Origin of the sequence: Ralstonia flatus, assembly GCF_958439105.1 — a bacterium.
GTDB lineage: Bacteria > Pseudomonadota > Gammaproteobacteria > Burkholderiales > Burkholderiaceae > Ralstonia > Ralstonia flatus.
On record NZ_CAUDLI010000012.1, the window covers coordinates 64,632 to 89,694 of the forward strand.

The following is a 25,063-nucleotide window of genomic DNA, read 5'->3' on the forward strand; positions in this document are numbered from 1 at the left end:
GACAGCGCCGGATCGCATGACCACACCGCACGTCCTCACCCCGCCCGCCGACATGTCCGCCCCCGAGCGCGACGGTTACTGGATGCAGCAGGCGCTCGTGCAGGCCAAGTTCGCATGGGGGCAGGGCGAGGTGCCGGTGGGCGCAGTGGTCGTGCGCGGCAACGAGATCGTCGGCGTCGGCTACAACGCGCCGATCGGCACGCACGATCCATCGGCGCATGCCGAGATGCGCGCCCTGCGGCAGGCCGCCGAAAAGCTCGGCAACTACCGCCTGCCCGACTGCGAAGTCTTCGTGACGCTGGAGCCGTGCGTGATGTGCGCCGGCGCCATGCTGCATGCCCGTGTGGCGCGCGTCGTCTACGGCGCGCCGGACCCCAAGACGGGCGCCGCGGGCAGCATCCTCGACCTGTTTGCCGAGACGCGGCTGAACCACCAGACCGCCATCACCGGTAGCGTGCTCGCGCAGGAATGCGGCGACATGCTGCGCGCCTTCTTTGCCGAGCGCCGCGCGAGCCAGAAGGCCGCGCGCCTGGAGTCCACCGAACCTGACGAAACCGCCACATGACCACTGTCCGCCTGATTGCGCCTTCCGGTTATCCGAACGATGCGGCCATCGCCCGGCGCGGCGTGGCGGCGTTGGAAGCGCAGGGCTGCGTGGTCGTCAACCGCGAGTGCCTGAGCCGGCAGCATCAGCGCTTTGCCGGCGGCGAACTGGCGCGTCTGGCCGACCTCAACCAGATCGGCACGGGCAGCGGCCAGGAAATCGCCATGGCCATTCGCGGCGGGTATGGCCTGACGCGCTTGCTGGATCGCATCGACTTCATCGACATCGGCCGCCGCGCGCAGGCCACCGACGCCATCATCGTCGGCCACAGCGATTTCACCGTGTTTTCGCTGGCGTACCTGGCGGCCACGGGCGGCGTGACGTTTGCCGGTCCGCACGTCTGTTCGGACTTCGGGCTGGAGACGGTCGACCCGTTCATGGCCGAACACTTTTGGGGCATTTTGCGCAGCCCGACCTATGCGCTGCGCGTGGAGGGGCCGCAACCCAAAGGCTGCCCGCGGCCCGGGCGCTATGCCGGCACGCTGTGGGGCGGCAATCTGGCCATGCTGTGCAGTTTGATCGGCACGCCGTATCTGCCGGACATTCGCGACGGCATCCTGTTCGTTGAGGACATCAACGAACATCCGTACCGCGTTGAGCGCATGCTGCTGCAATTGCAGCAGGCCGGCGTGCTCGATGCGCAGCAGGCGCTGGTACTGGGCGATTTTTCCGGCTATCGCACCACGCCGTACGACGCCGGCTACGATTTCGACGCCATGCGCGATTACCTGGCCGAACATCTGTCGATTCCGGTCGTCACGGGATTGCCGTTCGGCCATTGCCCGACCAAGGCGACGCTGCCGATTGGCGCACATGCCGAGCTGGATGTCGACGCCGCGGGCTTTACGCTGCACTTGTCGGGGTATCCGACACTGAGGGCATAAGTCTTCCGGCCATCCGGGTCACGTCCGGGTGGTAAAATCTCAGGTTCTCCAAATGGCGGACGGCCGAGTGCCTGCGTCGCCAGATCACCGCTTTCCAAATCAAGGTTTCCACGTGCTTTCCACCGCCAACATCACCATGCAGTTCGGGCCCAAGCCCTTGTTCGAGAACATCTCGGTCAAGTTTGGCGAGGGCAATCGCTATGGCCTGATCGGCGCCAACGGTTGCGGCAAGTCGACCTTCATGAAGATCCTGGGCGGCGATCTGGAGCCCAGCTCCGGCAACGTGATCCTGGAACCGGGCGTGCGCCTGGGCAAACTGCGCCAGGACCAGTTCGCCTACGAAGACATGCGCGTGCTGGACGTCGTGATGATGGGCCACACCGAAATGTGGGCCGCCGCGCAGGAGCGCGATGCCATCTACGCCAACCCGGAAGCCACCGACGACGACTACATGAAGGCCGCCGACCTGGAGGCCAAGTACGCCGAATACGACGGCTACACCGCCGAAGCGCGTGCCGGTGAACTGCTGATGGGCGTCGGCATTCCGACCGACCAGCACAACGGCACAATGAGCAACGTCGCGCCCGGCTGGAAGCTGCGTGTGCTGCTGGCGCAGGCGCTGTTCTCGAACCCGGACGTGCTGCTGCTGGACGAGCCGACCAACAACCTCGACATCAACACGATCCGCTGGCTGGAATCGGTGCTCAACGAGCGCAATTCCACCATGATCATCATCTCCCACGATCGCCACTTCCTGAACTCGGTCTGCACGCACATGGCCGACATGGATTACGGCACGCTGAAGGTCTACCCCGGCAACTACGACGACTACATGGAAGCCTCCATGCAGGCGCGCGAACGCCTGCAGGCCGCCAACGCGCGGGCCAAGGAGCGCATCTCCGACCTGCAGGACTTCGTGCGCCGCTTCTCGGCCAACAAGTCCAAGGCACGCCAAGCCACGTCGCGCCTGAAGATGATCGACAAGATCAAGGTCGAAGACATCAAGCCGTCGTCGCGCCAGAACCCGTTCGTCCGCTTCGAGATGGAGAAGAAGCTGCACAACCTGGCAGTGGAAACCGAGAACGCACGCAAGACGTACGACCGCAAGATTTTCGATGGCCTGACGATGGCCGTGCGCGCGGGCGAGCGGATCGCCATCATCGGTGAGAACGGCGCGGGCAAGACCACGCTGCTGCGTTGCCTGCTGAACGGCGCCGTGAAGACCGGTGTGCAGCGCGGCATCGAGATCGACGGTGGCACCGTCAAGTGGGCCGAGAACGCCAATGTCGGCTACATGCCGCAGGACACCTACGAAGAATTCCCCGAAGACCGCGACCTGATGGACTGGATGAGCCAGTGGATGCAGCCCGGCGATGACGACCAATCGCTGCGCGGCACCATGGGCCGCCTGCTGTTCTCTGCCGACGACATCAAGAAGAGTGTGAAGGTGCTGTCCGGTGGCGAAAAGGGCCGCATGATCTGGGGCAAGCTGATGCTCGGCCGCCACAACGTGCTGGCGCTGGACGAGCCGACCAACCACATGGACATGGAGTCCATTGAGTCGCTGCAGATCGCGCTCGACAAGTTCGAAGGCACGCTGATCTTCGTGTCGCATGATCGCGAGTTGATCAGCGCCCTGGCCACACGTGTGATCGAAGTGCGCCCGGACGGCACGCTGACCGACTACCTCGGCACCTACGACGAATACCTGCAAAGCCAGGGCGTCGAAGTCTGAGCGCCAATCCTCTGCCGTAGCCAAGGGCCGCCGATGTGCGGCCCTTTGTTTTTGGTGCCCGCCCAATGCGGCTGCCGCGCGCCGCCAAGGTGGTCGTTTTATGAAAAAACCGACTGGCTTCCATGATTTTTTGTCGCCATCGGAATGCATTGCCGTCGCTACACTGGGATCGCATATCACAGTGAACAGGCCGAGAGCTGCAGGCAAGGCGTCGCGCGTCGCACCAAGAAGCGCCAAACGCAGGCTCGGCGAAGTACCCAGGAGACGAGATGACCTCTGATATTGGCGGCCGCATTCGCCTGCAATCCCTGCTGGACAAAGTGGTGTCTGCGGACGAAGCCGCGACGTTGATCCGCGATGGCATGACGGTCGGCATGAGCGGCTTCACCCGCGCCGGCGACTGCAAGGCCGTACCGTTTGCCCTGGCCCGGCGTGCCGCGCACGAGCCGCTGCGCATCACCTTGATGACAGGCGCCTCGTTGGGCACCGACATCGACAAGGTATTGGCCGAAGCCAATGTGATCGCTCGTCGCCTGCCGTTTCAGGCCGATGCCACCTTGCGGCGCAAGATCAACGCAGGCGAGGTCATGTTCATTGACCAGCACTTGTCGGAAACCGTCGAGCAACTGCGTTCGCGGCAGATTGCGCCGCTGGATGTGGCGGTGGTGGAAGCCACAGCCATCACCGAGAATGGCGGCATCGTGCCGACGACGTCGGTGGGCAATTCCGCAAGTTTCGCGGTGCTGGCGAAGCAGGTGATCGTCGAGATCAACCTGAACATGCCCGCCAATCTGGAAGGGCTGCACGATATCTTCTTCCCGGTGCAGCGGCCTTATCGCCAGCCGATTCCGCTCATTGCAGCGGAGCAGCGCATCGGCCTGCCGTATATCCCGATCGACCCGCGCAAGATCGCCGCCATCGTCATCACGGGGCAGGACGACAGCCCGTCTAACGTGTTGCCGCCTGATATGGAGACCAACGCCATCGCCGGGCATCTGAACGCGTTCCTGGCGCGGGAAGTGCGCACGGGGCGTCTTTCCCCCACGCTGCAACCATTGCAGGCGGGTATCGGGACGATCTCCAACGCGGTTCTGCATGGCTTCATCGACTCGCCGTTCCATGACCTCAAGATGTATTCGGAGGTCTTGCAGGACAGCTCCATCGAGCTGCTCGACTCGGGCAAGCTGGCGTTTGCCTCGGCTTCGTCGATCACGCTGTCACGCCCGGTCTACAAGCGGTTCCTGACCGAACTGGAGCGCTACAAGCCGCGGGTGGTTCTGCGGCCGCAAGAGATCAGCAACCACCCGGAGGTGATCCGCCGGTTGGGCCTGATCACCATCAATACCGCGCTGGAATGCGACATTTACGGCAACGTGAATTCAACGCATGTGGGCGGCACGCACATGATGAACGGCATCGGCGGCTCGGGCGACTTCGCGCGCAACGCGCATCTGTCGGTCTTCGTGACCAAGTCGTTGGCCAAGGACGGCGACATCTCGAGCATCGTCCCGATGGTCTCGCATGTGGACCACACCGAGCACGACGTTGACATCATCGTCACCGAGCATGGCTTGGCCGACTTGCGTGGATTGGCGCCGCGCGAGCGTGCCGTCCAGATCATCGGCAACTGCGCGGACCCGCGCTACCGCGAGCTGCTGCGCGACTACGTTGTGCGGGCGCAGCGGCGCGGCGGACATACGCCCCACCTCCTGGAGGAGGCGCTGGCCTGGCATATTCGGTTCCGCGATCATGGATCGATGCGCCCGGCGGGGTTCAGTGAAGAGGGTGCGCTCGCGGAGTCTGCATTGAGCGCTTGAAGCGTGGGCGCCTCTGCTCAGGCGCCCAGCACTTCCTCGCATGTCGCCAGCCATGCGCGCGCGGCGTGCGACAGGTACCGACCGGGGGACCACAGGTGCGCGAGTGCCCAATCCATGTCCGGCGTGGTCAGCCGTGCCACTGCCAGCTTGTCACGGTTCGCAAGGTTGGTCACCAGCGGCTGCGGCAAAAACGTTGTGCCTAGGCCCGCTGCCGCCATCGAGGCGAGGAATTCCCAGTGCCCGCTCTGCGCAGCGATGTGCGGCTCGATGCGGGCTTCGAGAAAGGCGTGTCGCAGCTTGCGCGTCAGCGAAAAATCCTCGGCCAGCAACAGCAGCGGTTCGTCGCGCAGCGCAGAAAGGCTGACGGTCTTGCCCCTGGCCCACTTCGCTTTGCGCGGCCCCACCACCCAGATCGGATACTTTGCAAACTGCCGCGTGGCGAGTTCGAGCCCGCTGTCGCCGGGCAGCACGGTGGCGCCCACCTCCAGTTCGCCGCTGGCCACTTGCTGCTCCACCGTCTTGCCACCGGACTCGGCCAGGTTCAGCACCACATTGGGATAACGCTGCCGAAACGCGCTCACGACCGGCGAAAAGAACAGGTTCACCATCGGTGGGATGCCAACCGTGAGTTCACCCCGTCCGAGCGAAGACAGATCCGCCACTTCAAGCGTCAGCCTGTGCACCACGCCCAGCGTTTCCTGGCCCCGTGCGTACACGACCCGGCCCACGTCGGTGAGCCGCACCTGCCGGCCTTCGCGAATCAACAACGGCTGACCGACCTCGCTTTCCAACTGACGCACCATCTTGCTGATGGTGGACTGTGTTACCGAGAGCGAACTCGCTGCCTGCGTGAAGCTCTGCAGCCGCGCGGTTTCGACGAAGTAACGAAGGGCTCGGATATCGATGGGCACGGGCAAACCTTTGCCATGAAGCATGCGAATGGGATTCGCCATGGTAATGAAGTTTTCCCATTCCACGGTGCTCAACAAAAAAGGCGGCAGAGGTGGCCGCCTTTTTGTTGTCCGAGCGTGCGGGCTTAGCCGGTGGCCTCGTCGATCAGCAAATCAAGCTGGGCGATGACGTTGCTGGTGTCCGGCTCGCCGCGCGTCTTGGTCAGCGCCGCCTTGAGCGTGTCGCGCAGGGCGACGAGTTCCGCGACATTGCCGGCTTTCTCCACCTTCATCTCGAGCAGATAACCGCGCAGGCCGAGATACCGGCTGATGGTTTCGGTGTAGAAGCGATAAAGGCGTTGATAGCCTTCGGCGGCGGGCTCTTTTGACGTGGTTGCCTGTGCAGGAGCCGTCTCCGCAGCGGTGGGTGCAGATGCCGGTTCAGCCTTCGCCGCGGTCGCCCCGGCCGCGTGCGGGCGGATATAGCCGCCGTTCTCCAGCTCGTCGAATACCGCTTGCGTCATGCCGAGCGGCTGAAGCTGCACGAGGATGTCGTCGCAGGTTTTTTCGCCGTTGATCATCAGAAGCACCGCGCGGTGACGCTGGTCGAGGTGGTTCGCGCGCGTGCGGATCTCGTCCTGACCTTTTTCGGTCTTCTGATAGATGCTGGTGGTCATGCTGGTCTCCCTCGGCCGGCGCGTCTGCAGTGTGCGCTCTGGTGGCTCTACAATAGACCGATCATAACCGCCCCGGGGGCGATGTCGGCCTCAGTCGCAACCCGGATAGCACAACGCGCAAACCGCGCATCCACCAGAGCGAGACGACCAACGATGCAGCAACGCGACAAGCTTTTCATCAATGGCAAGTGGGTGGCGCCGCAGGGCAAGGGCGTCATTGAAGTGATTCATTCGGCCACGGAAGCGGTGATGGGCACCATTCCCGAAGGCAGCGCGGCCGATGCCGAAGCCGCCGTGGCTGCGGCGCGCGCGGCATTTGACGACTGGGCCGCCACGCCCGTGGCCAAGCGCGCCGAGTACATCCAGAAGATTGCCGACGGCCTGCAGGCCCGCAGCGAAGAACTGGCGCAGTTGATCGCCGGCGAGGTCGGCATGCCGATCAAGCTCGCGCGTGCCATCCAGGTGGGCGGCCCGGTCTATAACTGGGGCAATTTCGCCAAGCTGCTCAGCACGTTTGAATTTGAAGAGCACGTCGGCAACTCGCTGGTGGTACGCGAGCCCGTGGGCGTGGTGGGCGCCATCACGCCGTGGAACTACCCACTCAACCAGATCACGCTGAAGGTTGCGCCCGCGCTGGCGGCGGGCTGCACGGTGGTGCTCAAGCCGTCGGAAGTGGCGCCGCTCAACGCCTTCGTGCTGGCGGAAGTCATTGAAGAAGCCGGCCTGCCGCCGGGCGTGTTCAACCTTGTCACCGGCTATGGCCCGGTGGTGGGCGAGGTGCTGGCAAGCGACCCCGAGGTCGACATGGTGTCGTTTACCGGTTCCACGCGTGCGGGCAAGCGCGTGGCCGAGCTGGCATCGCAGTCCGTCAAGCGCGTGGCGCTGGAGCTGGGCGGCAAGTCGGCATCGGTGATCCTGGATGACGCGGATCTGTCTGCGGCGGTCAAGGGCACGCTGTCGGCGTGTTTCCTGAACTCCGGGCAGACGTGTTCGGCGCACACGCGCATGCTGGTCCCGCGTGCCAAGTATGAAGAAGTGAAGGCGCTCGCCGCGCAGTTTGCCGCTGCCTACGTGCCGGGCGATCCGGCGCAGGAATCTACGCGCCTGGGGCCGCTGATTTCCGCCGTACAGCGTGACCGCGTGCTGGGCTACATCCGCAAGGGGCTGGAGGAGGGCGCAGAACTCATTACCGGCGGTGCCGACACGCCCGAAGGCCTGTCGACCGGTTACTTCGTCAAGCCGACGGTGCTCGGCAACGTCAAGACGACCGACACTGTGGCGCGCGAAGAGATCTTCGGCCCCGTGCTGACCGTGATCTGCTACGACGACGAGGACGAGGCTGTCCGCATCGCCAACGACAGCATCTACGGCTTGGGCGGCGGTGTGTGGTCGGGCGACGAGAGCCGCGCGATTCGCGTGGCGCGGCGCATCCGCACGGGCCAGGTGAACATCAACGGCGGGCCGTTCAACATGCAGGCGCCGTTTGGCGGCTACAAGCAATCCGGCAACGGGCGCGAGAACGGCAAGTACGGTCTGGAGGAGTTCCTGGAGTACAAGGCGATGCAGCTCAACCCTGCGAAGACGGCCTGATCTGCCTCACATGCAGCACCCATGAAAAACCCGGCTTCGGCCGGGTTTTTTGCGTTTGATGCGCTGCGCTTACTTGCGGCTGCCGTCGGCGTTGTAGCCCTGGGCGGTGCCTTCGGCCAGGATGCGCGTCCAGACCGCGTTGCGCTCTTCGTCCGTCATGAACACCCAGTTGCTGACTTCCAGCTGGGTGCGCCCGCAGCCTTGGCAGACCTCGTCGAAGAGTGTCGAGCAGATACCGATGCAGGGGCTGTCGGGGCGGCCCAGCAGGGTGCTGTCGGAAGCACTGGTTGCGTCGTCGGGCATGGGGCTGAGAGCGGTCGATTCGGTCATGGGCGGTATTTTACCGGCTTCGACGCAGCGTCAGCTGCCGGCGCCGTCCCCCGTGCGCTGGCTGACATGATCGGCGGCGGCCGAGAGCGCCAGCGCTGAATTCACGAGCGCGATATGCGAAAACGCCTGCGGAAAATTGCCGACCAGCCGTTGCACGCGCGGGTCGTATTCTTCGGCCAAGAGGCCCACGTCATTGCGCAGCGCCAGCAGCTTGGTGAAGAGCGCGCGCGCTTCGTCGTGGCGGCCTTGCATGACGAGGTTGTCGACATACCAGAAGCTGCAGGCCAGGAATACGCCTTCGCCTTCGGGCAGGCCGTCAGTCACGGCTTCGGTGCGGTAGCGGCGCACGAGGCCATCGACGAGCAGGTCTTCTTCGATGGCCTTGACCGTGCCCTGGATGCGCGGGTCGGATGCCGGCAGAAAGCCGACGAGCGGCAGCATCAGCAGCGCGGCGTCCAGTTCTTCGCTGCCGTAGCTCTGCACGAAGCAGCCGCGTTTGGCGTTGTAGCCGTGCGCGCAGACCTCCGCGTGGATGCGGTCGCGCACGGCGCGCCAGCGTTCTACGGGGCCGTCGACATTGAATTGCTCGATGGTTTTGACGGCGCGGTCGAAGGCCACCCACGCCATCACCTTGGAATGCGTGAAATGGCGGGAAGGGCCGCGGACTTCCCAGATACCTTCGTCGGGCGTCTGCCAGATGCTCTCCAGATGCGTCATCAGCGCGACCTGCAGGCGCCACGAGGCATCGTCGCCATCCAGGCCGCCTTTGCGGGCGATGAACAGGGCATCCATCAGCTCGCCGTACACGTCGAGCTGCAGTTGCAGCGCTGCCGCATTGCCCACGCGCACGGGCTGCGCGCCTTCGTAGCCCGGCAGCCACGGGACGGTCCATTCGCCCAGGCGGCGCTCGCCGGCAATGCCGTACATGATCTGCACCTGTGCGGGGCTGCCGGCGATGGCGCGTTCGAGCCATTCGCGCCAGCTGCGCGCCTCGTCGAAGAAGCCTGCGTTCATGAGCGCGAGCAGCGTGAGGGTGGCGTCGCGCAGCCAGCAATAGCGGTAATCCCAGTTGCGCACGCCGCCCAGCTGTTCGGGCAGCGACGTGGTGGGCGCGGCCACAACGCCGCCGGTGCGGTGATACGTCAGCGCCTTGAGCGTGATGAGCGAGCGTTCCACGGCTTCGCTCCATTCGCCCGCGCCGTGACAGCGGCCCGCCCACGCGCGCCAGCGTGCCTCGATGTCGACCTGCGCTTCGAGCGCGTCGATCGATGCCGGTAACGGCAGGTGCGATGGCGAATACGTGAGCACGAACGGCACCGCTTCGCCTTCGCTCACCGTGAAATCCGCCACGGTGGAAAGGTTCTCGCCGCGGATGGGGGCAGGGGTGCGAAGTGTCGTCATGTTCGGCCCGGCCACGGCCCGCAGCACGCAATCGGGCATGTCGCACGGGCCGTCGGCCGGGGTGCCTGTGATTTCCGACACCCGGCTGACCCACGGGACCGACGCGCCGTAATCGAAGCGCAGCGTGAGATCCATGCGCATGTCGACCGTGCCGGAGAGACCGCGCACGATGCGGATGAGGTCGGAGGTGTCGTCCCGGGCGCCGAGCGTGCCGGGCAGCCGGGCGGTCATCAGGTCGGTCACGCTCGCCGTGCCGGTGTCGGTTTCGAAGACGGTCTCGAGTACCAACGTGCCGGGCAGGTAGCGGCGCTGCACGGAACGCACGTTGGCCTGCGGTGCGATGCGCCATCGGCCGTGGTCTGGCGTGCCGAGCAACGCGGCAAAACAGGCGCCTGAATCGAACCGCGGCCAGCACAGCCAATCGATGGAGCCGTCGCGCGAAACCAGTGCCGCGGTTTCGCAATCGCCAATCAACGCGTAATCTTCGATTCTTGAGGGCATTGCACTCCACTCCACGCACTTCAACGAGGCCGTGACCATGCACGAAAGCACCCGCATCCTTCTTGAATACAACGCCGGGCGTGATCCGGAAAGGCTCACCCGAAAGCTGGATGCCATCGCCGCCGACCCGTTCTCATTCTTTCGCGGCACCAACAACCTGTATGCGGCCTCGCTGGCCGACGCGCCGCTGCTGCACGAAGCGCCGCGCACGCTGGTCTGCGGCGATCTCCACCTTGAAAACTTCGGCAGCTTCAAGGGCGACAACGGCCTCGTCTACTTCGACATGAACGACTTTGACGAGGCCTTGGCCGCGCCGTTTACGGTCGACCTGGTGCGCGTGCTGTCGAGCCTGCAGGTAGCCGCCTACAGCTGGAAACTGGCCGATGAAGACGCCAACAACCTGTGCCGCCGCTTTCTGGACACGTATGCGGTGGCGTTGGTTGACGGCAAGCCGCGCTGGGTCGAACGGTCGACCGCCACCGGCATCGTGCGCGACCTGCTGCGCGGCCTGCGCAAGCGCAATCGCGCCGCCTACCTCGCGCAGCGCACCGAGCGCGATGGCAACCGCATTCGCCTGCGCATCGACGGCCGACGCACGTTGCGGGCTAGCAAGGAAGAGGCCCGCCGCGCGCGCCGCATCCTGCAGGCGTATGGCGAGCAGGGCAACGGCACCGGCAGCGCCAGCCACAATCAGCGCTTTGTCGCCGTGGACGTGGCGCGGCGCATTGCCGGCACCGGCAGCCTGGGCCTTGAGCGCTATTCCGTCCTCGCGCGCCCGGAAAACGACCCCGCTACGCTGCGCCTGATCGACATCAAGCTCTCCATCCCGAGTGTCTGGGCCGATACGCTCGGCAGCGCGTGCAGCGTGGCGCCGTGGCGTAGCGAGGCCGGGCGCGTGGTCGACATCCAGCGCCTGTCGCAGGCCATCTCGCCGGCGCTGCTGCGTGGCGTCGTCTACGGGGCCAAGGGCGAGAAGCCGAAGTCGTACGTCGTCAAAAGCCTGCAGCCAACCGCGGACCGTGTGGCGCTGGGCGCTGGCAAGAACGTCGTCGCCAATCTGGACGACGCGCTGCAGACCATGGCCCGCGTGGCGGCGTGGTGCCACCTGCGCGGCTGCGGCCGCCACGGGACCGATCTGGTGGAAAAGGTGCAGGACTATGCGGCCGGCACGGCGTGGCGCAAATCGGCGCTGAAGCTGGCAGCGCAGGGCCGCAAGGTGTCGCTGCAGCAATGGCGCGAGTTTGCGGAGGATTATCGCCAGGCGCGTGGGCGCAAGGCCCGCTGAATGGATGATGGCCGCCATTGGCGCCGGCGGCCATCCATCGTTGAAGTCTTCCAACGCCGCACCACAGAAGTCGCGAAGCCGCCCCACGCAGGCGCGGCATCAATCAAGAGCCGACCGCCGCTCCCCGCCCGCCACGCGTCAACATGCTCGGCATGCCGCCTTGGCGCAACGCGCCTGCGTCGGCGCCGGCACTTCATCGCGGCGCGTCTCCCATAACGCGGGAGCGGCAAGCCCCCTCAGCATTTCCGTCAGGCCTGAGTTTCTGGCCGATTTCTTAATTCGCTAAGCCGCCTGCGTGCATACCACGCTGGCCTCGGGTGTTTTTTAGGATCGATCCGATATTCGCTGCACCGCTCAACATTGAGAATTTCACTCTGCCGGTGCCCAGCCGTTGTCGAGAAATCCATACGCAGCGCGGTGTTTTTCATAACCAAGCGCATCCAGGGCATCGCGCAATGACTAAGACGCGCACCGAATTTCGGTGGAGGGTGACACGCAATAGGCCAATGCGCGGAGCATGGCGGCTCGAGACTGCGGCGACTGCATTTCGGGATGACTTAATGATGATGAAAGGACCGGGCGATCGAGCCTTGCGCGAAATTGTGTGCGCAGTATTCGCGGCGCTGAGCTTGACTGCGGCGACGTCTGCTTCCGCCGCAGATTCTTTCGGAGCAGATTTCTATCCTTTTGCAAAGGCACTCTCACTGCCACGAGATGTCCCGGCTAACACTGTCGTGCTAGAGCATATATAACGCCTCAACAGCTATATGGTGCCGGTGGTGGCATCGCTAAGACAAAGTCAATATTTTCAGGATAAATTGATGCATACAAAACAATTAAGCACCCGAGTCGCGCGCCTAATTCGATGCGCAGTATTGGCAGCCCTGAGTTTTGCTGCAGTCACTCCCGCTTTGGCTGCATATTTGTCCGGACTTCCTGCCGTGATTTCAGTGCCCGCCGACACACCTGCTGGTACTGTGGTAGCAAGAGGCTATGTGTCACCTCAGGAATTCTGTGGCGAAGGCACTTGCAGGTTAGTCCTTTTTTATCCAATCGATACTATTAACAACCCGATGGATGGGTTTGTCGGCGGCCCCACAGTTCCTAGCAAAATGAAAGGTTTTAACATGCAGGTCCTTGTCAACGGAAGGCCGCAGATGAGATTGAAAGTCGAGCAACCGCCTATTGTGTTTTCCTCAAAAGTGGAGGTTCAGTTAATTAGAGACGACTCCAAAGAATTTCCTGGCGGAACAGTTTGGGACGGTATTTCGTTCTGGTTTTTCGCAAAAACCATGACATCAAGCAAAGAGTTTGAGCACTACATTGCGCTTAGCACGAAAGTAACCAAGATCCAAGGAAGCTGTTCCGTGCCAAGTCAAACCGTCCAACTGCCACCTACCTTTGCACGAAATCTCACCGGTATCGGCGCAACGGCCGGTGAGCGCAGCTTCCAGATCAACATTAACGACTGCCCGAAGGGATACAACAAAATTCTCTACAGGCTCAAGCCGGTGGGCGACACCGTTGAGACCTCAGCGGGGGTATTGCCACTTTCGCCCGAATCGACCGCAAAAGGCGTGAAGATCAAGGTGACCGACAGTGCGGGGGCGGCGGCGGTATTCGATACGTCGACCCAAATCGACGATTACAGCAAGACGACGGGCGGCTCTTACTCCATCCCGATGCGAGCGTCGTATGTTCAGACCGACGCCAACGTCACGCCTGGCACTGTGAATGGCGCCATGTCCGTGCTGATGGAATATCAGTGACGCACCTCGGTGCGGATGCGCTTTAGTGATGCCTTCGTCACTGCGCTCTCAAGTTCCAGCGCCGCGCGGCCGATAGTGCCTGGGTAGCCGGCCGCCCGGCGCGATGGTCGCGCCTGCGTGAAGAGCCGTGCACGCCACTCTCGCCGCGTCCATGTCCGTCCGCCTGAACATCCGCACCCGCCTGGTGCTTTCGGTCTCTGTTCTCTTCCTGCTCGCCTTGCTGATCGGCGTGGCGGGCTTGCTTGGGCTGCGCGACGCCAACCGCGCGCACGAACAGACCTTCACCAACCAGTTTCCGTCTGCCCTTGCGCTGGGCGAATCCGATCTGAGCCTGACGCGCGCCCGCACCGCGCTCGACAAGGCGATGCTGTATCCGGAAGACAAGGGCGCGATGCAGTTGCTGGACCGCACTGAAGAGCTGATCGTTCGCTCAGATGAAGCCTGGAAGAAATACCTGAGCTTGCCGCGCGATGAAGAGGAGGAACGTCTGGCCAAGGACGTCGCCGCCAAGCGCGAGGCGGCTTCTGCCACCCTGCGCAACATCATCAAGGCGCTGCGTGCGGGCGATCGTGCAACGGCGGACAAGATCATGGACAAGGAAGTGTCCAAGGCCTTCCGGGATTCCAACGATTCCAGCCTGGCGCTGAGCAAGAAGCAGCTCGCATTCTCCCAGGCCAACTACGACGCATCGCGCGACGCCTATGCGCGCTTCCGCCTCATCGTGGTTGCCGCCATCATCCTGTCGTTGGTGGTTGCATTGTGGTGTGCGTGGTCGCTGCTGCGCGCGATCGTCGGGCCGCTGAACGCTGCGCTGGCGCAGTTCGACCGCATTGCCGCGGGTGACCTGACCGAGCGTGTACGCATCGATCGTCACGACGAAATGGGCCGCCTGCTCGAAGGGCTGGCGCGCATGCAGACCGCGTTGACCGATACGGTGCGCCGCGTGCGCACGGGCTCGGAGTCGATCGGCGCGGCCACCAAGCAGATTGCCGCCGGCAATGCCGACCTGTCGCAACGCACGGAGGAACAGGCCAGCTCGCTGGAGGAAACGGCGTCCAGCATGGAAGAAATGACCTCCATCGTGCGCCAGAACGCCGACAACGCGCGCCAAGCCAGCCAGCTGGCCGACAGCGCGTCGGAAGTTGCCAGCCAGGGCGGTGCCGTGGTGACCGACGTGGTGGCGACCATGCGCGAGATCAGCGCGTCGTCGCGGACGGTATCGGAAATCATCGGCGTGATTGACGGCATTGCGTTCCAGACCAACATCCTTGCGCTCAACGCCGCGGTGGAAGCCGCCCGCGCCGGCGAACAAGGCCGCGGCTTTGCCGTGGTGGCCGGCGAGGTGCGCAACCTCGCGCAACGCAGCGCCGCAGCCGCCAAGGAAATCAAGGAAATGATCGAGGCGTCGCTGTCGAAGGTCGAGACCGGCAGCGCGCTGGCGGAACGCGCTGGCAGCACGATGGAAGACATCGTCTCGTCCATCCGCCGCGTGACCGACATCATGGGCGAAATCGCTGCAGCCTCGAACGAACAAAGCTCGGGCATCGAGCAGGTCAACAAGGCTGTCACGCTCATGGACGAAGCCACGCAGCAGAACGCCGCACTGGTGGAGCAGGCCGCAGCGGCGGCTGAATCGCTGGAAGAACAGGCCGAAGCGCTGAACGCCGCCATCGCAGCATTCCGCCTCGCCTGAGGTTGATTTCACCGCCGTTGTCGTACGGGCACGGCAATGGCTTGCCTTGAATGCCGTTTTGGTTGATATAACCGACGGGTCTATTCAAGGAGTCGCCTCATGCCGTTCATCATTGCCGCATTCGCGCTGGTGGGTCTGCTGATCTACGGCGCAGTCCGGCTGTATGCGCTGGTTGCAGCCGCTTACGGCGCCGTGGCGGGTGGCGCGGCGGTGCTGCTGGCCGTGGCGCTGCTGGCCGGCGCGGTCGTCACCTTCGTCCGGCGTTACCGCGCCGTGCATGGCGTGAACGTGAAAGGCGAGCGGATCGTGTCGCTCAGCGGAAACTGGGGGCAGGTCGCGGTCGATGCCGAACAAAAGCGCGGGACGCTGCAGTTGCACGGGCAGGGCGCCCGTTTTCTCTTCGCCGATATTGCCGGCGCCGATGCGGTCGAACGCGAAGGCGCCTGGACGTTGGCACTGCGCCTGAAGCATCAGTCGCAAGCAGAGTGGCCGATTCCGATGCGCAACCGCCAGGAAGCGAAGCGCTGGGCGAAGATCTTCGCGCTGGCGGCCAGCCAGGAGCTTTGACCCGTGCGTTGATCCCGATTATTCCGTCGTACTCGGGTTCCAGAAAGCCTGCGCCACGTGCGGCTGCGATTGCAGCGACGTGACGATGCGGTCCAGCTCGGCCGCGTTCACAGCCGTCGACATCAGCATGGCTTCAATTTCCACGTGGTCGTCGCCAAAGGGTTCGACGGAGAGATCGCTGATCGGGTAGCTGGCTTCTTCCAGCAGGCGTTCCAGATCGGCCAGCGCCTCCTTCTGACGCTCGCTGGTGGAGATGACGCACATCGTGTACGTGACTTCGCTGGCCTGGTTGTCGAGTGGCGTACGGTTGATGCGATCGACCACCGGCCGCAGCAGGATGTTCGATGCCAGCACAAATAGCGTAATGAGAATGGCCTGACCCACCAGGTCGGAGCCTGCCGCCGCGCCCACCGCCGCAGAGCCCCACAGCGTGGCGGCGGTGTTCAGCCCGCGCACGTTCAGCCCTTCCTTCATGATCGTGCCGGCACCTAGAAAGCCGACGCCCGACACCACATAGGCGATCACGCGTGTGGTGTCCGATGCGGTGCCGATCTGCGCGGCCATATCGACGAATGCCGATGCCGCAACCGCCACGAGCGCGTTGGTACGCAGCCCCGCAGTCCGCTGTCTGACCTGCCGCTCGAAGCCGATCAGCGACCCGAGCGCGAAGGCCGAGGCAAGGCTGATGAACGAATCCACCAGCGTGGCGACATTGAGATGGACGAGGGCTTGCAGCGTCATCGGCGGCTCCTTGTTGTGGTGACCGGAGTCTTGGTAAATGGCGCCGATGGTTATAGCACGGCGCCATGACACGCCGTGCGGGTCGGGGAGGCCGGACGGCTACTTATAGTCCCACTGCATCTGCTCGGGAATCGGCACGGCGTCCGACGTCTCGAGGCAGCGGTCGAGGTAAGCGAGCAGGGAGCGCGGCTGGAAGCCGGTCTCCTGCACCAGCCGCGTGTTGTCGAACACGTAGCTCATGCTGGCGAACTTGGCATACAGGTGGATGCAGCGCGCGACCAGTCGCACGTTGCCATCGCCCGTCAGGCTCAGGAATTTACGCGCCAATGCTTTCTCGGCGATTTTTTCCTGGTACACGTAGCCCGCCAGCGCCTGGGCGTCTTCTTCCGGCGTCTTGCAACGCTTGAAGCGCGGGTACAGCGTTTCGATGCGCTCGGAGTTCGCATCGCCGGCGCTGATGTGATACAGGTCGTGCGCCAGCGTGGGCTTGGTCGACAGTTGCACGATCGCTTCGGCGCAGTCGTCCACGGGCAGGATGTCGACGCGGTCGGACAACCGGCAGCTGAACGTTTCGAGCATCGCCACCATACGCAGCATCCAGAAGATGCTGCCCGAGGGCTCGCACCCCAGCGTGCTGTGGCCCACCACGATGGACGGCCGCACGACCACCAGCGGCAGCTCCGGCACGGCTTCACGCAGCTTCAGCTCGGCCATGCCCTTGGAATACGTGTACGGCACCGCGTGCTGTTGTAGCGCGGGCACCTCCCAGCTCTCGCTGACGTGGCGATCCGCCAATTGGCCGCACGACATGGCCGTGCCGATCTGCAGGAAGCGCTTCAGGCGTTTGCCCTGCGCTGCGAGCCGGCCCAGCGCCAGCACGCCTTCCACATTGGTTTCCCACAGCGACGGGTGGTTCGAGAACGTTGCCAGCGCCGCGCAGTTGATGATGATTTCCGGATCGCCCAGCTTCGCCGCGCCGGCCTCTCGCAGGTCGAACGGCACGATTTGCGATTCCGTAATGCCGTCCAGCGTGCCCTGTGCGAATTCAAAACGTCGCAGGTTGCTGCGCAAGCGCGCCAACCCTTCAGCAGGCGTGTCGCCGCGCACGGCAAAGCGCGTGTCGGCCAGCAAACCTTTGGCTGCCAGATTGGCGGCAATGGCGCCGCCCACGAAGCCGGTGGCACCGGTCAGCAAAATACTCATGCGAGAAAACTTGAATTTTCTAGGTGGCAAAACGGGCGACCGTCCCGCTTGCAAACAACACGACCGCCGCCGCACCGCTCAGGTGCAAGGGGCAGGCAGGTCATGCAAATGAAGCCGCGCACACGAAACAAGGTTCGCGGGCCGCAGGATTCGCGCGATGCGATGCAGCCAAAACCCGCGCACAATCAGCGATATATAAGAATGTAACCTTTCAGGCGCCTTTCGGCATCCCATTCGATCAGAGGGTTGACTCAGGTTTGCGGGACCGCGCAGCTCGAAGCGGCGTTGGCGGCAATCTCGCGCGCCGCCTTGGCGCCTTCCACCTGCAGGAGGGTCGGCAGCGACACGCCGTTCTTGGCGGCCGTTACCTCGGCCAGGATCGAGATGGCGATTTCCGGCGGCGTCCGGCTGCCGATGTAAATGCCGACCGGCCCATGCAGGCGCGCAAGCTCGGCGTCGCTCAGGTCGAATTCCTTCAGGCGCTCGCGGCGGTTGGCGTTGTTGCGGCGGCTGCCGAGCGCGCCGACGTAGAACGCGGGCGTCTTGAGCGCCTCCATGAGCGCGAGGTCGTCGAGCTTCGGGTCGTGCGTCAGGGCGATGACGGCGCAGCGCTCGTCGAGCTTCATGGCCATCACCGTATCGTCGGGCATGGTGCGGACCATGGCCACGCCCGGGATCGACCATTCCTCGCTGTATTCCTCGCGCGGGTCGCAGACGGTGACCTGATAGTCGAGCCCCACGGCGATCTGGCACAGGTAGCGCGAGAGCTGCCCCGCACCGATGACGAGCATCCGGTAGCGTGGCCCGTGAATCGTCACGAGGCGCGCTTCGTCAAACTGCAGGCCGTCGGTGACGGTGGCGTGCTGCAGCGTGGAGGCGCCGGTCGCCATGTCGAGCGTGCGCGCGACGAGCTGGCCGGCCTCCACGGCGCGCAGCAGGGCGTCGATGCCGCTGGACGCGTTCAGCGGTTCGAGCACGAGCTGCAGCGTGCCGCCGCAGGGCAGCCCAAAGCGGTGCGCTTCTTCAGCGCTGATGCCGTATTTGACGGCTTCGGGCTTCGTGTAATGCAGGCCTTCGCGGCGCACGCGGTCGATGAGGTCGTCTTCAATGCAGCCGCCCGAGACCGAGCCAATGACGACGCCGTCATCGCGCAGCGCGAGCATCGCGCCTTCGGGCCGCGGCGACGAGCCCCACGTTTTGACCACGGTGACGAGCAGCACTCGGCGCCCTTGTTCCAGCCAGCGCACGCTGGTTTTCAAGACTTCAAGATCGACGCTGTCCATGATGCGTTGGCTGCGCTTTCGCGCGCTTCAGTAATGTGTTGCGGGGGAAGGGACCGATTATGCCCCGTGGTGCAAAAACAGGTAGGCGGCCGCCACGGCCACCACCGCCACGATGATCCACGGCCATGGATTGCGCGGCTGCAGCGCGGGGCTGACGTTGGGTGCGTGGCCAGGCGGCGCACCGTGGGCCTGCAGCTGGGCGGCGGCCAAATCGGGAATCGCGTGTGTGGCCGGCATGCCGTCGACCGGCGCGGCGTGTCCGTCGATGCCCGCCGTCTCTGCGGGGCCGAATTCTGCCGCAAAGCGCTGGAAGAACTCGTCGGCCAGTTTGCGGGCGGCGCCATCGACAAGCCGTGAGCCGATCTGCGCAAGCTTGCCGCCCACCTGCGCCGTCGCGGTGTAAGAGAGCCGCGTCACCGTGGGGCCTTCGGGCGTGAGTTGCACCTGCGCGCTGCCCTTGCCGAAGCCTGCCGCGCCGCCCTGGCCGTCGAAATGCAGCGTGTAGCTGCGCGGGGGCGCCACGTCGGCCAGCTCCATGCGTCCTTTGAAGCGCGCCTTGACGGGCCCGACAGCGGCGGTCATGGCGATGTCGTAGGCCGGGTTGGCGCCGGCCTCGGCGGCGGTGATGCTCTCGCAGCCGGGAATGCAGCGCTGCAGCACGGCCGGGTCGTTCAGCGCATCCCAGGCGGTCTGCAGGGGCACGGGCAGGAGATGGGTCTGGGTCAGTTCCATGGGGCGGTCGATTGGGCGGTCGATTGGGCGGGGGTGGGGGGGCGCGGCGGACGCGTGCGGCGGGCATGCGCCAGTTCGTGCTCCAGCGCAGCCAGGCTGTCGAAATGGTGCGCCGGCACCATCACGTCGACATGCGGAAGGATGGCCCGCACGCCACGTGCCCGCGGCTCAAAGCCGGCAAAGCGCAACAGCGGGTTGAGCCAGACGATGCGGTGGGCGAAGCGCGCCAGGCGTGCCATCTCGGTGTCGAGCACGTCGATGTGCTCGTGGTCTAGGCCGTCGGTCACCAGCAGGACGGTGGCACGGCCGGACAGCGTGCGGCGCGCCCATTGGCGATTGAACTCCGCCAGCGCCGCGCCGATGCGCGTGCCGCCCGACCAGTCAGGGACCAGCTCGGCGATGGCCTGCACGGCGACATCCGGATCGCGCTCGCGCAGTTGCCGCGAGACGTTCGTCAGCCGCGTGCCGAACAGGAAAGCCTGGATGCGCTCGCGCGACTGCACCAGCGCGTGGCAGTAATACAGCACGGCGCGTGAATAGCGGCTCATCGATCCGGAAATGTCGAGCAACAGCACCAGCGGCGGCGTGCGGTCGACGGGCTGGCGGTATTTCCAGCCGGTCCACTCGCCGCCGGCGCGCACAGCCTGGCGGGCGGTGGCGCGCAAGTCCGGATGGCGCCCGCGCGAGGCGGCCTTCAACCGGCGCGTTCGCTCCTGGGCGAGATGCACGCGCCGGCGGCGGATCATGTGTTGCAACGTGCGCCATTCGGCAGCGTTGAGCGTGTCGAAATCACGCGTGCGCAAGGCATCGTTGGCGGAAAACGCCAGCGGCGCCACGATGTCATGGCGCTCCCCGTCGGGCTTGGGGCCCCGGGGCAGATTCGTCGATGGCTGCGCGCGCAAGGCATCGGCCAGTCGGTTGCTGCGCGGCGCCGGAATACCGCCACGCACCTTGGGCAGCAGCAGGGCGCGCAGCTTGCCCTCCCAATCCGGATCCCGCCAGAACACGTTGAAGGCGGCATCGAACAGCGTGCGCTCGTCGGGGTGCGAGACGAGCAGGGCAGACAGCGCGGCCTGGACGTCGTCGCGGCGGCCGATGTCGATATGGCTCAGGGCTTCGATGGCGTCCACGGCGCGCGAGGGCGCAAGCGGCATGCCGGCATTGCGCAGCAGTCGCACGAAATGCGTGACGTTGCGCGCGAGCATGGGCAATTGCGTTGGCACGATCGCTTGCATGCGTTACTCCGGCAGCGCGGGGGCGGCCAGCAGTTGCTCGATGGTGGGCCTATCCACACGGGCCAGGTCGTCCTGGTATTTGAGCAGCACGCCCAGCGTGTCCTGCACGGACTGCGGATCCAGCTCCGTCACGTTCAGCGCCGCCAATGCGCGGCACCAGTCGATGGCCTCGGCAATGCCCGGCGCCTTGAACAGGTCGATGCCGCGCAGGCAGTGCACGAAGTCGACGGCGCGCTGTTGCAGGCGGGCGGCGGTTTCGGGGGCGCGCTGCGCCACGATCTGCAGCTCCCGCGCCTTATCGGGATAGCCGATCCACTGATACAGGCAGCGCCGCTTGAGCGCGTCGTGCACCTCCCGCGTGCGGTTGGACGTCATGATGACCAGCGGAATCACCTGCGCGCGCACCGTGCCGAATTCGGGAATCGACACCTGAAAGTCGGACAGCAGTTCCAGCAGAAACGCCTCGAACGGTTCGTCGGCGCGGTCGATCTCGTCGATCAAGAGAACGCGCGGTGTGTCGGGATGCAGTGGGTCGGGCAGCAGCGCCTGCAGCAGCGGCCGCTTGAGGAGGAATTCGTCGCGGTAGAGGGTGTCGGCGCGGGGCTTCTCGCCGGCGGCCTCGGCCAGGCGCAGCGCCATGATCTGGCGCGGGTAGTCCCATTCGTAGAGCGCGCTGGCGGTGTCGAGCCCCTCGTAACACTGCAGCCGCAGCAGCGACGTGCCGAGCAGTCCCGCCGCCGCCTTCGCCAGCTCGGTCTTGCCGACGCCGGGCTCGCCTTCCAGAAACAGCGGCCGCTGCATGCGCAGCGCGAGGAACAAGGCCGTGGCCAGCTCACGGCCGGCGAAATAGCCCTGACCTTGCAGTTGCGCGATGCAGTCGTCGATGGAATCGACCGGCATGCCGTTCCTTGGGCGGTGCGCTCAATGATGGTGCGCCAACGCCTGCTCAACCGCGCGCGCCGTCAAAACCGGAATGAGGTGCGCCCGATATTCCGGCGAGGCATGCAGATCGGCCACCAGGTCGTCTGCCGGCACCACCACCTTGCGCGCCGCTTCCGATGTAAAGCTGGCCGACAGCGCCTGCTCCAGCGGCGTGCAACGGAACACGCACGGCGCCGCACCCGTCACCGCCACGCGCACGTTGTTGCCCTTGCGGCTGATGAATACGCCCACAAGCGCAAAGCGCGACGCGGGGTTGCGGAATTTCACGTAGGCCGCCTGGTCCGGCACGGGAAACTGCACCTCGGTGATGAGTTCATCCGCAGCCAGCGCGGTCTCATACATGCCAAGGAAGAAATCGTCCGCCGCGATGTTGCGCCGCTCGGTGACGACGGTGGCGTTCAGGCCGAGCACAGCGGCCGGGTAGCACGCGGCCGGGTCGTTGTTGGCGAGTGATCCGCCGAGCGTGCCCATGGCGCGCACCTGTTTGTCGCCGATGCCGCCGGCCAGCTCACCCAGCGCGGGCAGCATGCGGGCGATCTCGGCGCTGTCGGCCACATCGGCATGGCGCGTGGCCGCGCCGACCGTAATCACGCCGGGCTGCGTGCGAATGCCCGACATGCCCGGAATGCGCGTGACATCCACCAGCGTTGACGGCTGCGCCAACCGCAGCTTCATCGCCGCCAGCAGGCTCTGGCCGCCGCCGAGGTACTTGGCGTCGGTGTGCGTCTTGAGCGCGGTGACGGCGGTCTGGGCGTCGGTGGCTTTCTGGTACTCAAAGTCGTACATGGTTCGCTCCTCTGCCTAGGCCTTGGCCGCTTGAATGGTCTGCCAGACGCGGTGCGGCGTCGCGGGCATCTGGATGTCCTTCACGCCCAGCGGCGCAAGCGCGTCGACGATGGCGTTGATCAGCGCCGGCGGCGAGCCGATCGCGCCCGCCTCACCGCAGCCTTTGACGCCGAGCGGGTTGTGCGTGCACGGCGTGCCCTTGGCGGTTTCCACCGTGAAGCTGGGCAGGTCGTTGGCGCGCGGCATGGCGTAGTCCATGTACGAGCCGGTCAGCAGCTGGCCGTTTTCGTCGTACACGCACGCTTCGAGCAGCGCCTGGCCGATCCCCTGGCCAAGCCCGCCGTGCACCTGGCCCTCGACGATCATCGGATTGATGATGTTGCCGAAGTCGTCTACCGCAACGAAGCGGTCGATGTGCACCTCGCCGGTGTCGGGGTCGACTTCCACCTCGCAGATGTACGCGCCGGCCGGGTAGGTGAAGTTGGTCGGATCGTAGAAGGCGTTTTCGTCCAGCCCGGGTTCGAGCTTGTCGAGCGGATAGTTGTGCGGCACGTAGGCGGTGAGCGCAACTTCGCCAAAGGTCTTGGTGCGGTCGGTGCCGGCCACGCGGAAGACGCCATCCTTGAACTCGATGTCTTCCGCCGATGCCTCCAGCAGATGCGCGGCAATTTTCTTGGCCTTGGCCTCGATCTTGTCGAGCGCCTTCATGATGGCCGAACCGCCCACGGCAATCGAGCGCGAGCCGTACGTGCCCATGCCGAACGGAATGCGGCCGGTGTCGCCGTGCACGATCTCGATGTTGTCGATGGGCACGCCCAGGCGATCGGCCACCACTTGCGCGAACGTCGTCTCGTGGCCCTGGCCGTGGCTGTGCGAGCCGGTGAAGACGGTGACGGAGCCGGTCGGGTGCACGCGAATTTCGCCCGCTTCGAACAGGCCGGCCCGCGCGCCCAATGCCCCCGCGATGTTCGACGGCGCGAGCCCACAGGCCTCGATGTAGCAGGAATAGCCCATGCCGCGTAACCGGCCCTTGGCGCGGGAGGCATCGCGTCGGGCAGCAAAGCCTTTCACGTCGGCCAATTCGATGGCGCGGTCCAGGCACGGTTCGTAGTCACCCGTGTCATACGTGAGGCCCACCGGCGTGGCATACGGGAACGTGCGGATGAAGTTGCGGCGGCGCAGCTCTGCCGGGTCGATCTGCAATTCGCGCGCAGCCGTTTCCACGAGGCGTTCGACCACATACGTTGCTTCCGGCCGCCCGGCACCGCGATACGCATCGACAGGCGCCGTGTTCGTGAAGACCGCTTTCACTTCGGCATAGATGGCCGGCGTCTTGTACTGGCCCGCCAGCAACGTCGCATACAGGATGGTCGGCACGCTGCTGGCAAACGTCGACAGATACGCGCCCATGTTGGCCGTCGTATGCACGCGCATGGCGAGGAAATTGCCCTGCGCATCGAGCGCCAGTTCCGCATGCGTGACGTGGTCGCGGCCATGCGCATCGGTCAGGAAGGATTCGGAGCGCTCGGCCGTCCACTTGATCGGTCGGCCGACCTTTTTCGATGCCCACGTGAGCGCCACGTCTTCCGGGTACAGGAAGATCTTCGAGCCGAACCCGCCGCCCACATCCGGCGCAATCACGCGCACCTTGGCTTCGGTCAGCCCCAGCACGAATGCGGACATGAGCAGGCGTTCGACGTGCGGGTTCTGGTTGGCAACGTAGAGCGTGTAGCTGTCGTCCTGGCGCGAATAGCTGGCGTTGACGGCGCGCGGCTCGATCGCATTCGGGATCAGCCGGTTGTTGACGATGTCGAGCTGCGTCACGTGCGCGGCCTTGGCAAATGCCGCGTCGGTGGCCGCCTTGTCACCGTGGCCCCAGGTGTAGCAGGTGTTGTTCGGCACGTCGTCGTGGACGGCGGTGCCGGCGGTATCCGCGGTGGCGGTGTCCACCACGGCGGGCAGTTCGTCGTATTCGACGTCGATCATCTCGACGGCGTCCTTGGCGATCTTCACCGATTCAGCCACCACCAGCGCGACCTGGTCGCCCACGTGGCGCACCTTGCCTTGCGCGAGCACGGGGTGGGGCGGCTCCTTCATCGGCGTGCCGTCAATGCTGTGGATGAGCCAGCCGCACGGCAGGCCGTTCACCTTGTCGGCGGCCAGATCGTCGCCCGTGAGCACGGCCAGCACGCCCGGATGATTGCGTGCCGCATCCGCATTGATGTGCTTGATGCGGGCATGCGCATACGGCGAGCGCAGGAACACCGCGTAGGACTGGTGCGCCTGGACAACGTCGTCCGTGTACTGCCCGGCGCCCGTCAGGAAGCGGAAGTCTTCCTTGCGCTTGACGGCCGCGCCGATCAGGTGGTTGTTGGGTTCTGCGGGAGCGTTCATGGTG

21 protein-coding genes are annotated in these 25,063 nt (G+C 65.0%); 9 read left to right on the forward strand and 12 right to left on the reverse strand.

All coding sequences use genetic code 11. The features are described from left to right. Nucleotides 1–16 precede the first annotated feature (16 nt). From tadA to R2676_RS22975, 4 genes are all read left to right on the forward strand, one after another. Nucleotides 17–565 (forward strand): tRNA adenosine(34) deaminase TadA, encoded by a 549-nt coding sequence (gene tadA / locus R2676_RS22960; RefSeq protein WP_206272130.1) that lies wholly within the window; start codon nt 17–19, stop codon nt 563–565. Continuing rightward, on the forward strand, nt 562–1,488 hold the full coding sequence (gene ldcA / locus R2676_RS22965) for a muramoyltetrapeptide carboxypeptidase (RefSeq protein ID WP_206272131.1): 927 nt from the start codon (nt 562–564) through the stop codon (nt 1,486–1,488). Before tadA ends, ldcA begins: the two co-directional genes overlap by 4 nt. Nucleotides 1,489–1,600: 112 nt before the next feature. Beyond that, nucleotides 1,601–3,223: an ABC-F family ATPase gene (locus R2676_RS22970; RefSeq protein ID WP_027681497.1), complete on the forward strand. Its 1,623-nt coding sequence runs from the start codon at nt 1,601–1,603 to the stop codon at nt 3,221–3,223. A 269-nt stretch (nt 3,224–3,492) separates the two neighbouring features. Next, the gene (locus R2676_RS22975) at nt 3,493–5,040 is read left to right on the forward strand and encodes an acetyl-CoA hydrolase/transferase family protein (RefSeq protein WP_206272132.1); all 1,548 of its coding nucleotides are present in this window, start codon (nt 3,493–3,495) and stop codon (nt 5,038–5,040) included. 17 nt (nt 5,041–5,057) lie between these two features. On the opposite strand, the gene R2676_RS22980 is transcribed toward R2676_RS22975, so the two are convergent. After that, nucleotides 5,058–5,951 carry a LysR family transcriptional regulator gene (locus tag R2676_RS22980; RefSeq protein ID WP_206272185.1) on the reverse strand — a complete coding sequence of 298 codons (894 nt, stop codon included), beginning with the start codon at nt 5,949–5,951 and terminating at the stop codon, nt 5,058–5,060. Between the two features lie 125 nt (nt 5,952–6,076). Next, the gene (locus tag R2676_RS22985; RefSeq protein WP_206272133.1) at nt 6,077–6,607 is read right to left on the reverse strand and encodes a hypothetical protein; all 531 of its coding nucleotides are present in this window, start codon (nt 6,605–6,607) and stop codon (nt 6,077–6,079) included. Between the two features lie 153 nt (nt 6,608–6,760). Between R2676_RS22985 and R2676_RS22990 the strand changes: the two genes are divergently transcribed. Continuing rightward, a complete protein-coding gene (locus tag R2676_RS22990; RefSeq protein WP_206272134.1) occupies nt 6,761–8,197 on the forward strand; it encodes an aldehyde dehydrogenase family protein in 1,437 nt (478 codons plus the stop codon). Between the two features lie 69 nt (nt 8,198–8,266). On the opposite strand, the gene R2676_RS22995 is transcribed toward R2676_RS22990, so the two are convergent. Then, complete coding sequence (locus R2676_RS22995; RefSeq protein WP_012761945.1) at nt 8,267–8,527, reverse strand: DUF1289 domain-containing protein; 261 nt, start codon at nt 8,525–8,527, stop codon at nt 8,267–8,269. Between the two features lie 30 nt (nt 8,528–8,557). Further along, nucleotides 8,558–10,429, reverse strand: a complete 1,872-nt coding sequence (locus R2676_RS23000; protein WP_206272135.1) for a glycoside hydrolase family 15 protein — start codon at nt 10,427–10,429, stop codon at nt 8,558–8,560. Between the two features lie 37 nt (nt 10,430–10,466). Here R2676_RS23000 and R2676_RS23005 point away from each other — a divergent pair, with 37 nt between their 5' ends. From R2676_RS23005 to R2676_RS23020, 4 genes are all read left to right on the forward strand, one after another. Next, nucleotides 10,467–11,714, forward strand: a complete 1,248-nt coding sequence (locus R2676_RS23005) for a DUF2252 domain-containing protein (RefSeq protein ID WP_316857452.1) — start codon at nt 10,467–10,469, stop codon at nt 11,712–11,714. An 821-nt stretch (nt 11,715–12,535) separates the two neighbouring features. Then, nucleotides 12,536–13,483: a fimbrial protein gene (locus tag R2676_RS23010; RefSeq protein ID WP_206272137.1), complete on the forward strand. Its 948-nt coding sequence runs from the start codon at nt 12,536–12,538 to the stop codon at nt 13,481–13,483. A 151-nt stretch (nt 13,484–13,634) separates the two neighbouring features. Next, nucleotides 13,635–15,176, forward strand: a complete 1,542-nt coding sequence (locus tag R2676_RS23015) for a methyl-accepting chemotaxis protein (protein WP_206272138.1) — start codon at nt 13,635–13,637, stop codon at nt 15,174–15,176. Between the two features lie 99 nt (nt 15,177–15,275). Continuing rightward, nucleotides 15,276–15,743 carry a hypothetical protein gene (locus R2676_RS23020; RefSeq protein ID WP_206272139.1) on the forward strand — a complete coding sequence of 156 codons (468 nt, stop codon included), beginning with the start codon at nt 15,276–15,278 and terminating at the stop codon, nt 15,741–15,743. Nucleotides 15,744–15,761: 18 nt separating this feature from the next. Here the strand turns inward: R2676_RS23020 and R2676_RS23025 are convergent, their stop codons facing one another. From R2676_RS23025 to R2676_RS23060, 8 genes are all read right to left on the reverse strand, one after another. Next, entirely contained in the window at nt 15,762–16,484 is a 723-nt protein-coding gene (locus R2676_RS23025; RefSeq protein ID WP_081785425.1) for an MgtC/SapB family protein, read from the reverse strand. A gap of 99 nt (nt 16,485–16,583) precedes the next feature. After that, entirely contained in the window at nt 16,584–17,687 is a 1,104-nt protein-coding gene (locus R2676_RS23030) for an SDR family oxidoreductase (protein WP_206272140.1), read from the reverse strand. A gap of 251 nt (nt 17,688–17,938) precedes the next feature. Then, nucleotides 17,939–18,970 (reverse strand): XdhC family protein, encoded by a 1,032-nt coding sequence (locus R2676_RS23035; RefSeq protein WP_206272141.1) that lies wholly within the window; start codon nt 18,968–18,970, stop codon nt 17,939–17,941. 57 nt (nt 18,971–19,027) lie between these two features. Then, a complete protein-coding gene (locus R2676_RS23040; protein ID WP_206272142.1) occupies nt 19,028–19,702 on the reverse strand; it encodes an SRPBCC family protein in 675 nt (224 codons plus the stop codon). Next, nucleotides 19,693–20,937, reverse strand: a complete 1,245-nt coding sequence (locus R2676_RS23045; protein WP_206272143.1) for a vWA domain-containing protein — start codon at nt 20,935–20,937, stop codon at nt 19,693–19,695. The genes R2676_RS23040 and R2676_RS23045 overlap by 10 nt, the downstream gene beginning before the upstream one ends. 3 nt (nt 20,938–20,940) lie before the next feature. Then, nucleotides 20,941–21,837: an AAA family ATPase gene (locus R2676_RS23050; RefSeq protein ID WP_206272144.1), complete on the reverse strand. Its 897-nt coding sequence runs from the start codon at nt 21,835–21,837 to the stop codon at nt 20,941–20,943. A 21-nt stretch (nt 21,838–21,858) separates the two neighbouring features. Continuing rightward, nucleotides 21,859–22,665 carry an FAD binding domain-containing protein gene (locus R2676_RS23055; protein WP_206272145.1) on the reverse strand — a complete coding sequence of 269 codons (807 nt, stop codon included), beginning with the start codon at nt 22,663–22,665 and terminating at the stop codon, nt 21,859–21,861. A gap of 15 nt (nt 22,666–22,680) precedes the next feature. Then, a complete protein-coding gene (locus R2676_RS23060) occupies nt 22,681–25,059 on the reverse strand; it encodes a xanthine dehydrogenase family protein molybdopterin-binding subunit (protein ID WP_206272146.1) in 2,379 nt (792 codons plus the stop codon). Between the last annotated feature and the right edge of the window lie 4 nt (nt 25,060–25,063).

Coding starts and splice junctions, on each gene's coding strand:
- tadA (WP_206272130.1), top strand. CDS start 17: ATGACCACACCGCACGTCCTCACCCCGCCCGCCGACATGTCCGCCCCC.
- ldcA (WP_206272131.1), top strand. CDS start 562: ATGACCACTGTCCGCCTGATTGCGCCTTCCGGTTATCCGAACGATGCG.
- R2676_RS22975 (WP_206272132.1), top strand. CDS start 3,493: ATGACCTCTGATATTGGCGGCCGCATTCGCCTGCAATCCCTGCTGGAC.
- R2676_RS22985 (WP_206272133.1), bottom strand. CDS start 6,607: ATGACCACCAGCATCTATCAGAAGACCGAAAAAGGTCAGGACGAGATC.
- R2676_RS22990 (WP_206272134.1), top strand. CDS start 6,761: ATGCAGCAACGCGACAAGCTTTTCATCAATGGCAAGTGGGTGGCGCCG.
- R2676_RS22995 (WP_012761945.1), bottom strand. CDS start 8,527: ATGACCGAATCGACCGCTCTCAGCCCCATGCCCGACGACGCAACCAGT.
- R2676_RS23000 (WP_206272135.1), bottom strand. CDS start 10,429: ATGCCCTCAAGAATCGAAGATTACGCGTTGATTGGCGATTGCGAAACC.
- R2676_RS23005 (WP_316857452.1), top strand. CDS start 10,467: ATGCACGAAAGCACCCGCATCCTTCTTGAATACAACGCCGGGCGTGAT.
- R2676_RS23010 (WP_206272137.1), top strand. CDS start 12,536: ATGCATACAAAACAATTAAGCACCCGAGTCGCGCGCCTAATTCGATGC.
- R2676_RS23015 (WP_206272138.1), top strand. CDS start 13,635: ATGTCCGTCCGCCTGAACATCCGCACCCGCCTGGTGCTTTCGGTCTCT.
- R2676_RS23020 (WP_206272139.1), top strand. CDS start 15,276: ATGCCGTTCATCATTGCCGCATTCGCGCTGGTGGGTCTGCTGATCTAC.
- R2676_RS23025 (WP_081785425.1), bottom strand. CDS start 16,484: ATGACGCTGCAAGCCCTCGTCCATCTCAATGTCGCCACGCTGGTGGAT.
- R2676_RS23030 (WP_206272140.1), bottom strand. CDS start 17,687: ATGAGTATTTTGCTGACCGGTGCCACCGGCTTCGTGGGCGGCGCCATT.
- R2676_RS23035 (WP_206272141.1), bottom strand. CDS start 18,970: ATGGACAGCGTCGATCTTGAAGTCTTGAAAACCAGCGTGCGCTGGCTG.
- R2676_RS23040 (WP_206272142.1), bottom strand. CDS start 19,702: ATGGAACTGACCCAGACCCATCTCCTGCCCGTGCCCCTGCAGACCGCC.
- R2676_RS23045 (WP_206272143.1), bottom strand. CDS start 20,937: ATGCAAGCGATCGTGCCAACGCAATTGCCCATGCTCGCGCGCAACGTC.
- R2676_RS23050 (WP_206272144.1), bottom strand. CDS start 21,837: ATGCCGGTCGATTCCATCGACGACTGCATCGCGCAACTGCAAGGTCAG.
- R2676_RS23055 (WP_206272145.1), bottom strand. CDS start 22,665: ATGTACGACTTTGAGTACCAGAAAGCCACCGACGCCCAGACCGCCGTC.
- R2676_RS23060 (WP_206272146.1), bottom strand. CDS start 25,059: ATGAACGCTCCCGCAGAACCCAACAACCACCTGATCGGCGCGGCCGTC.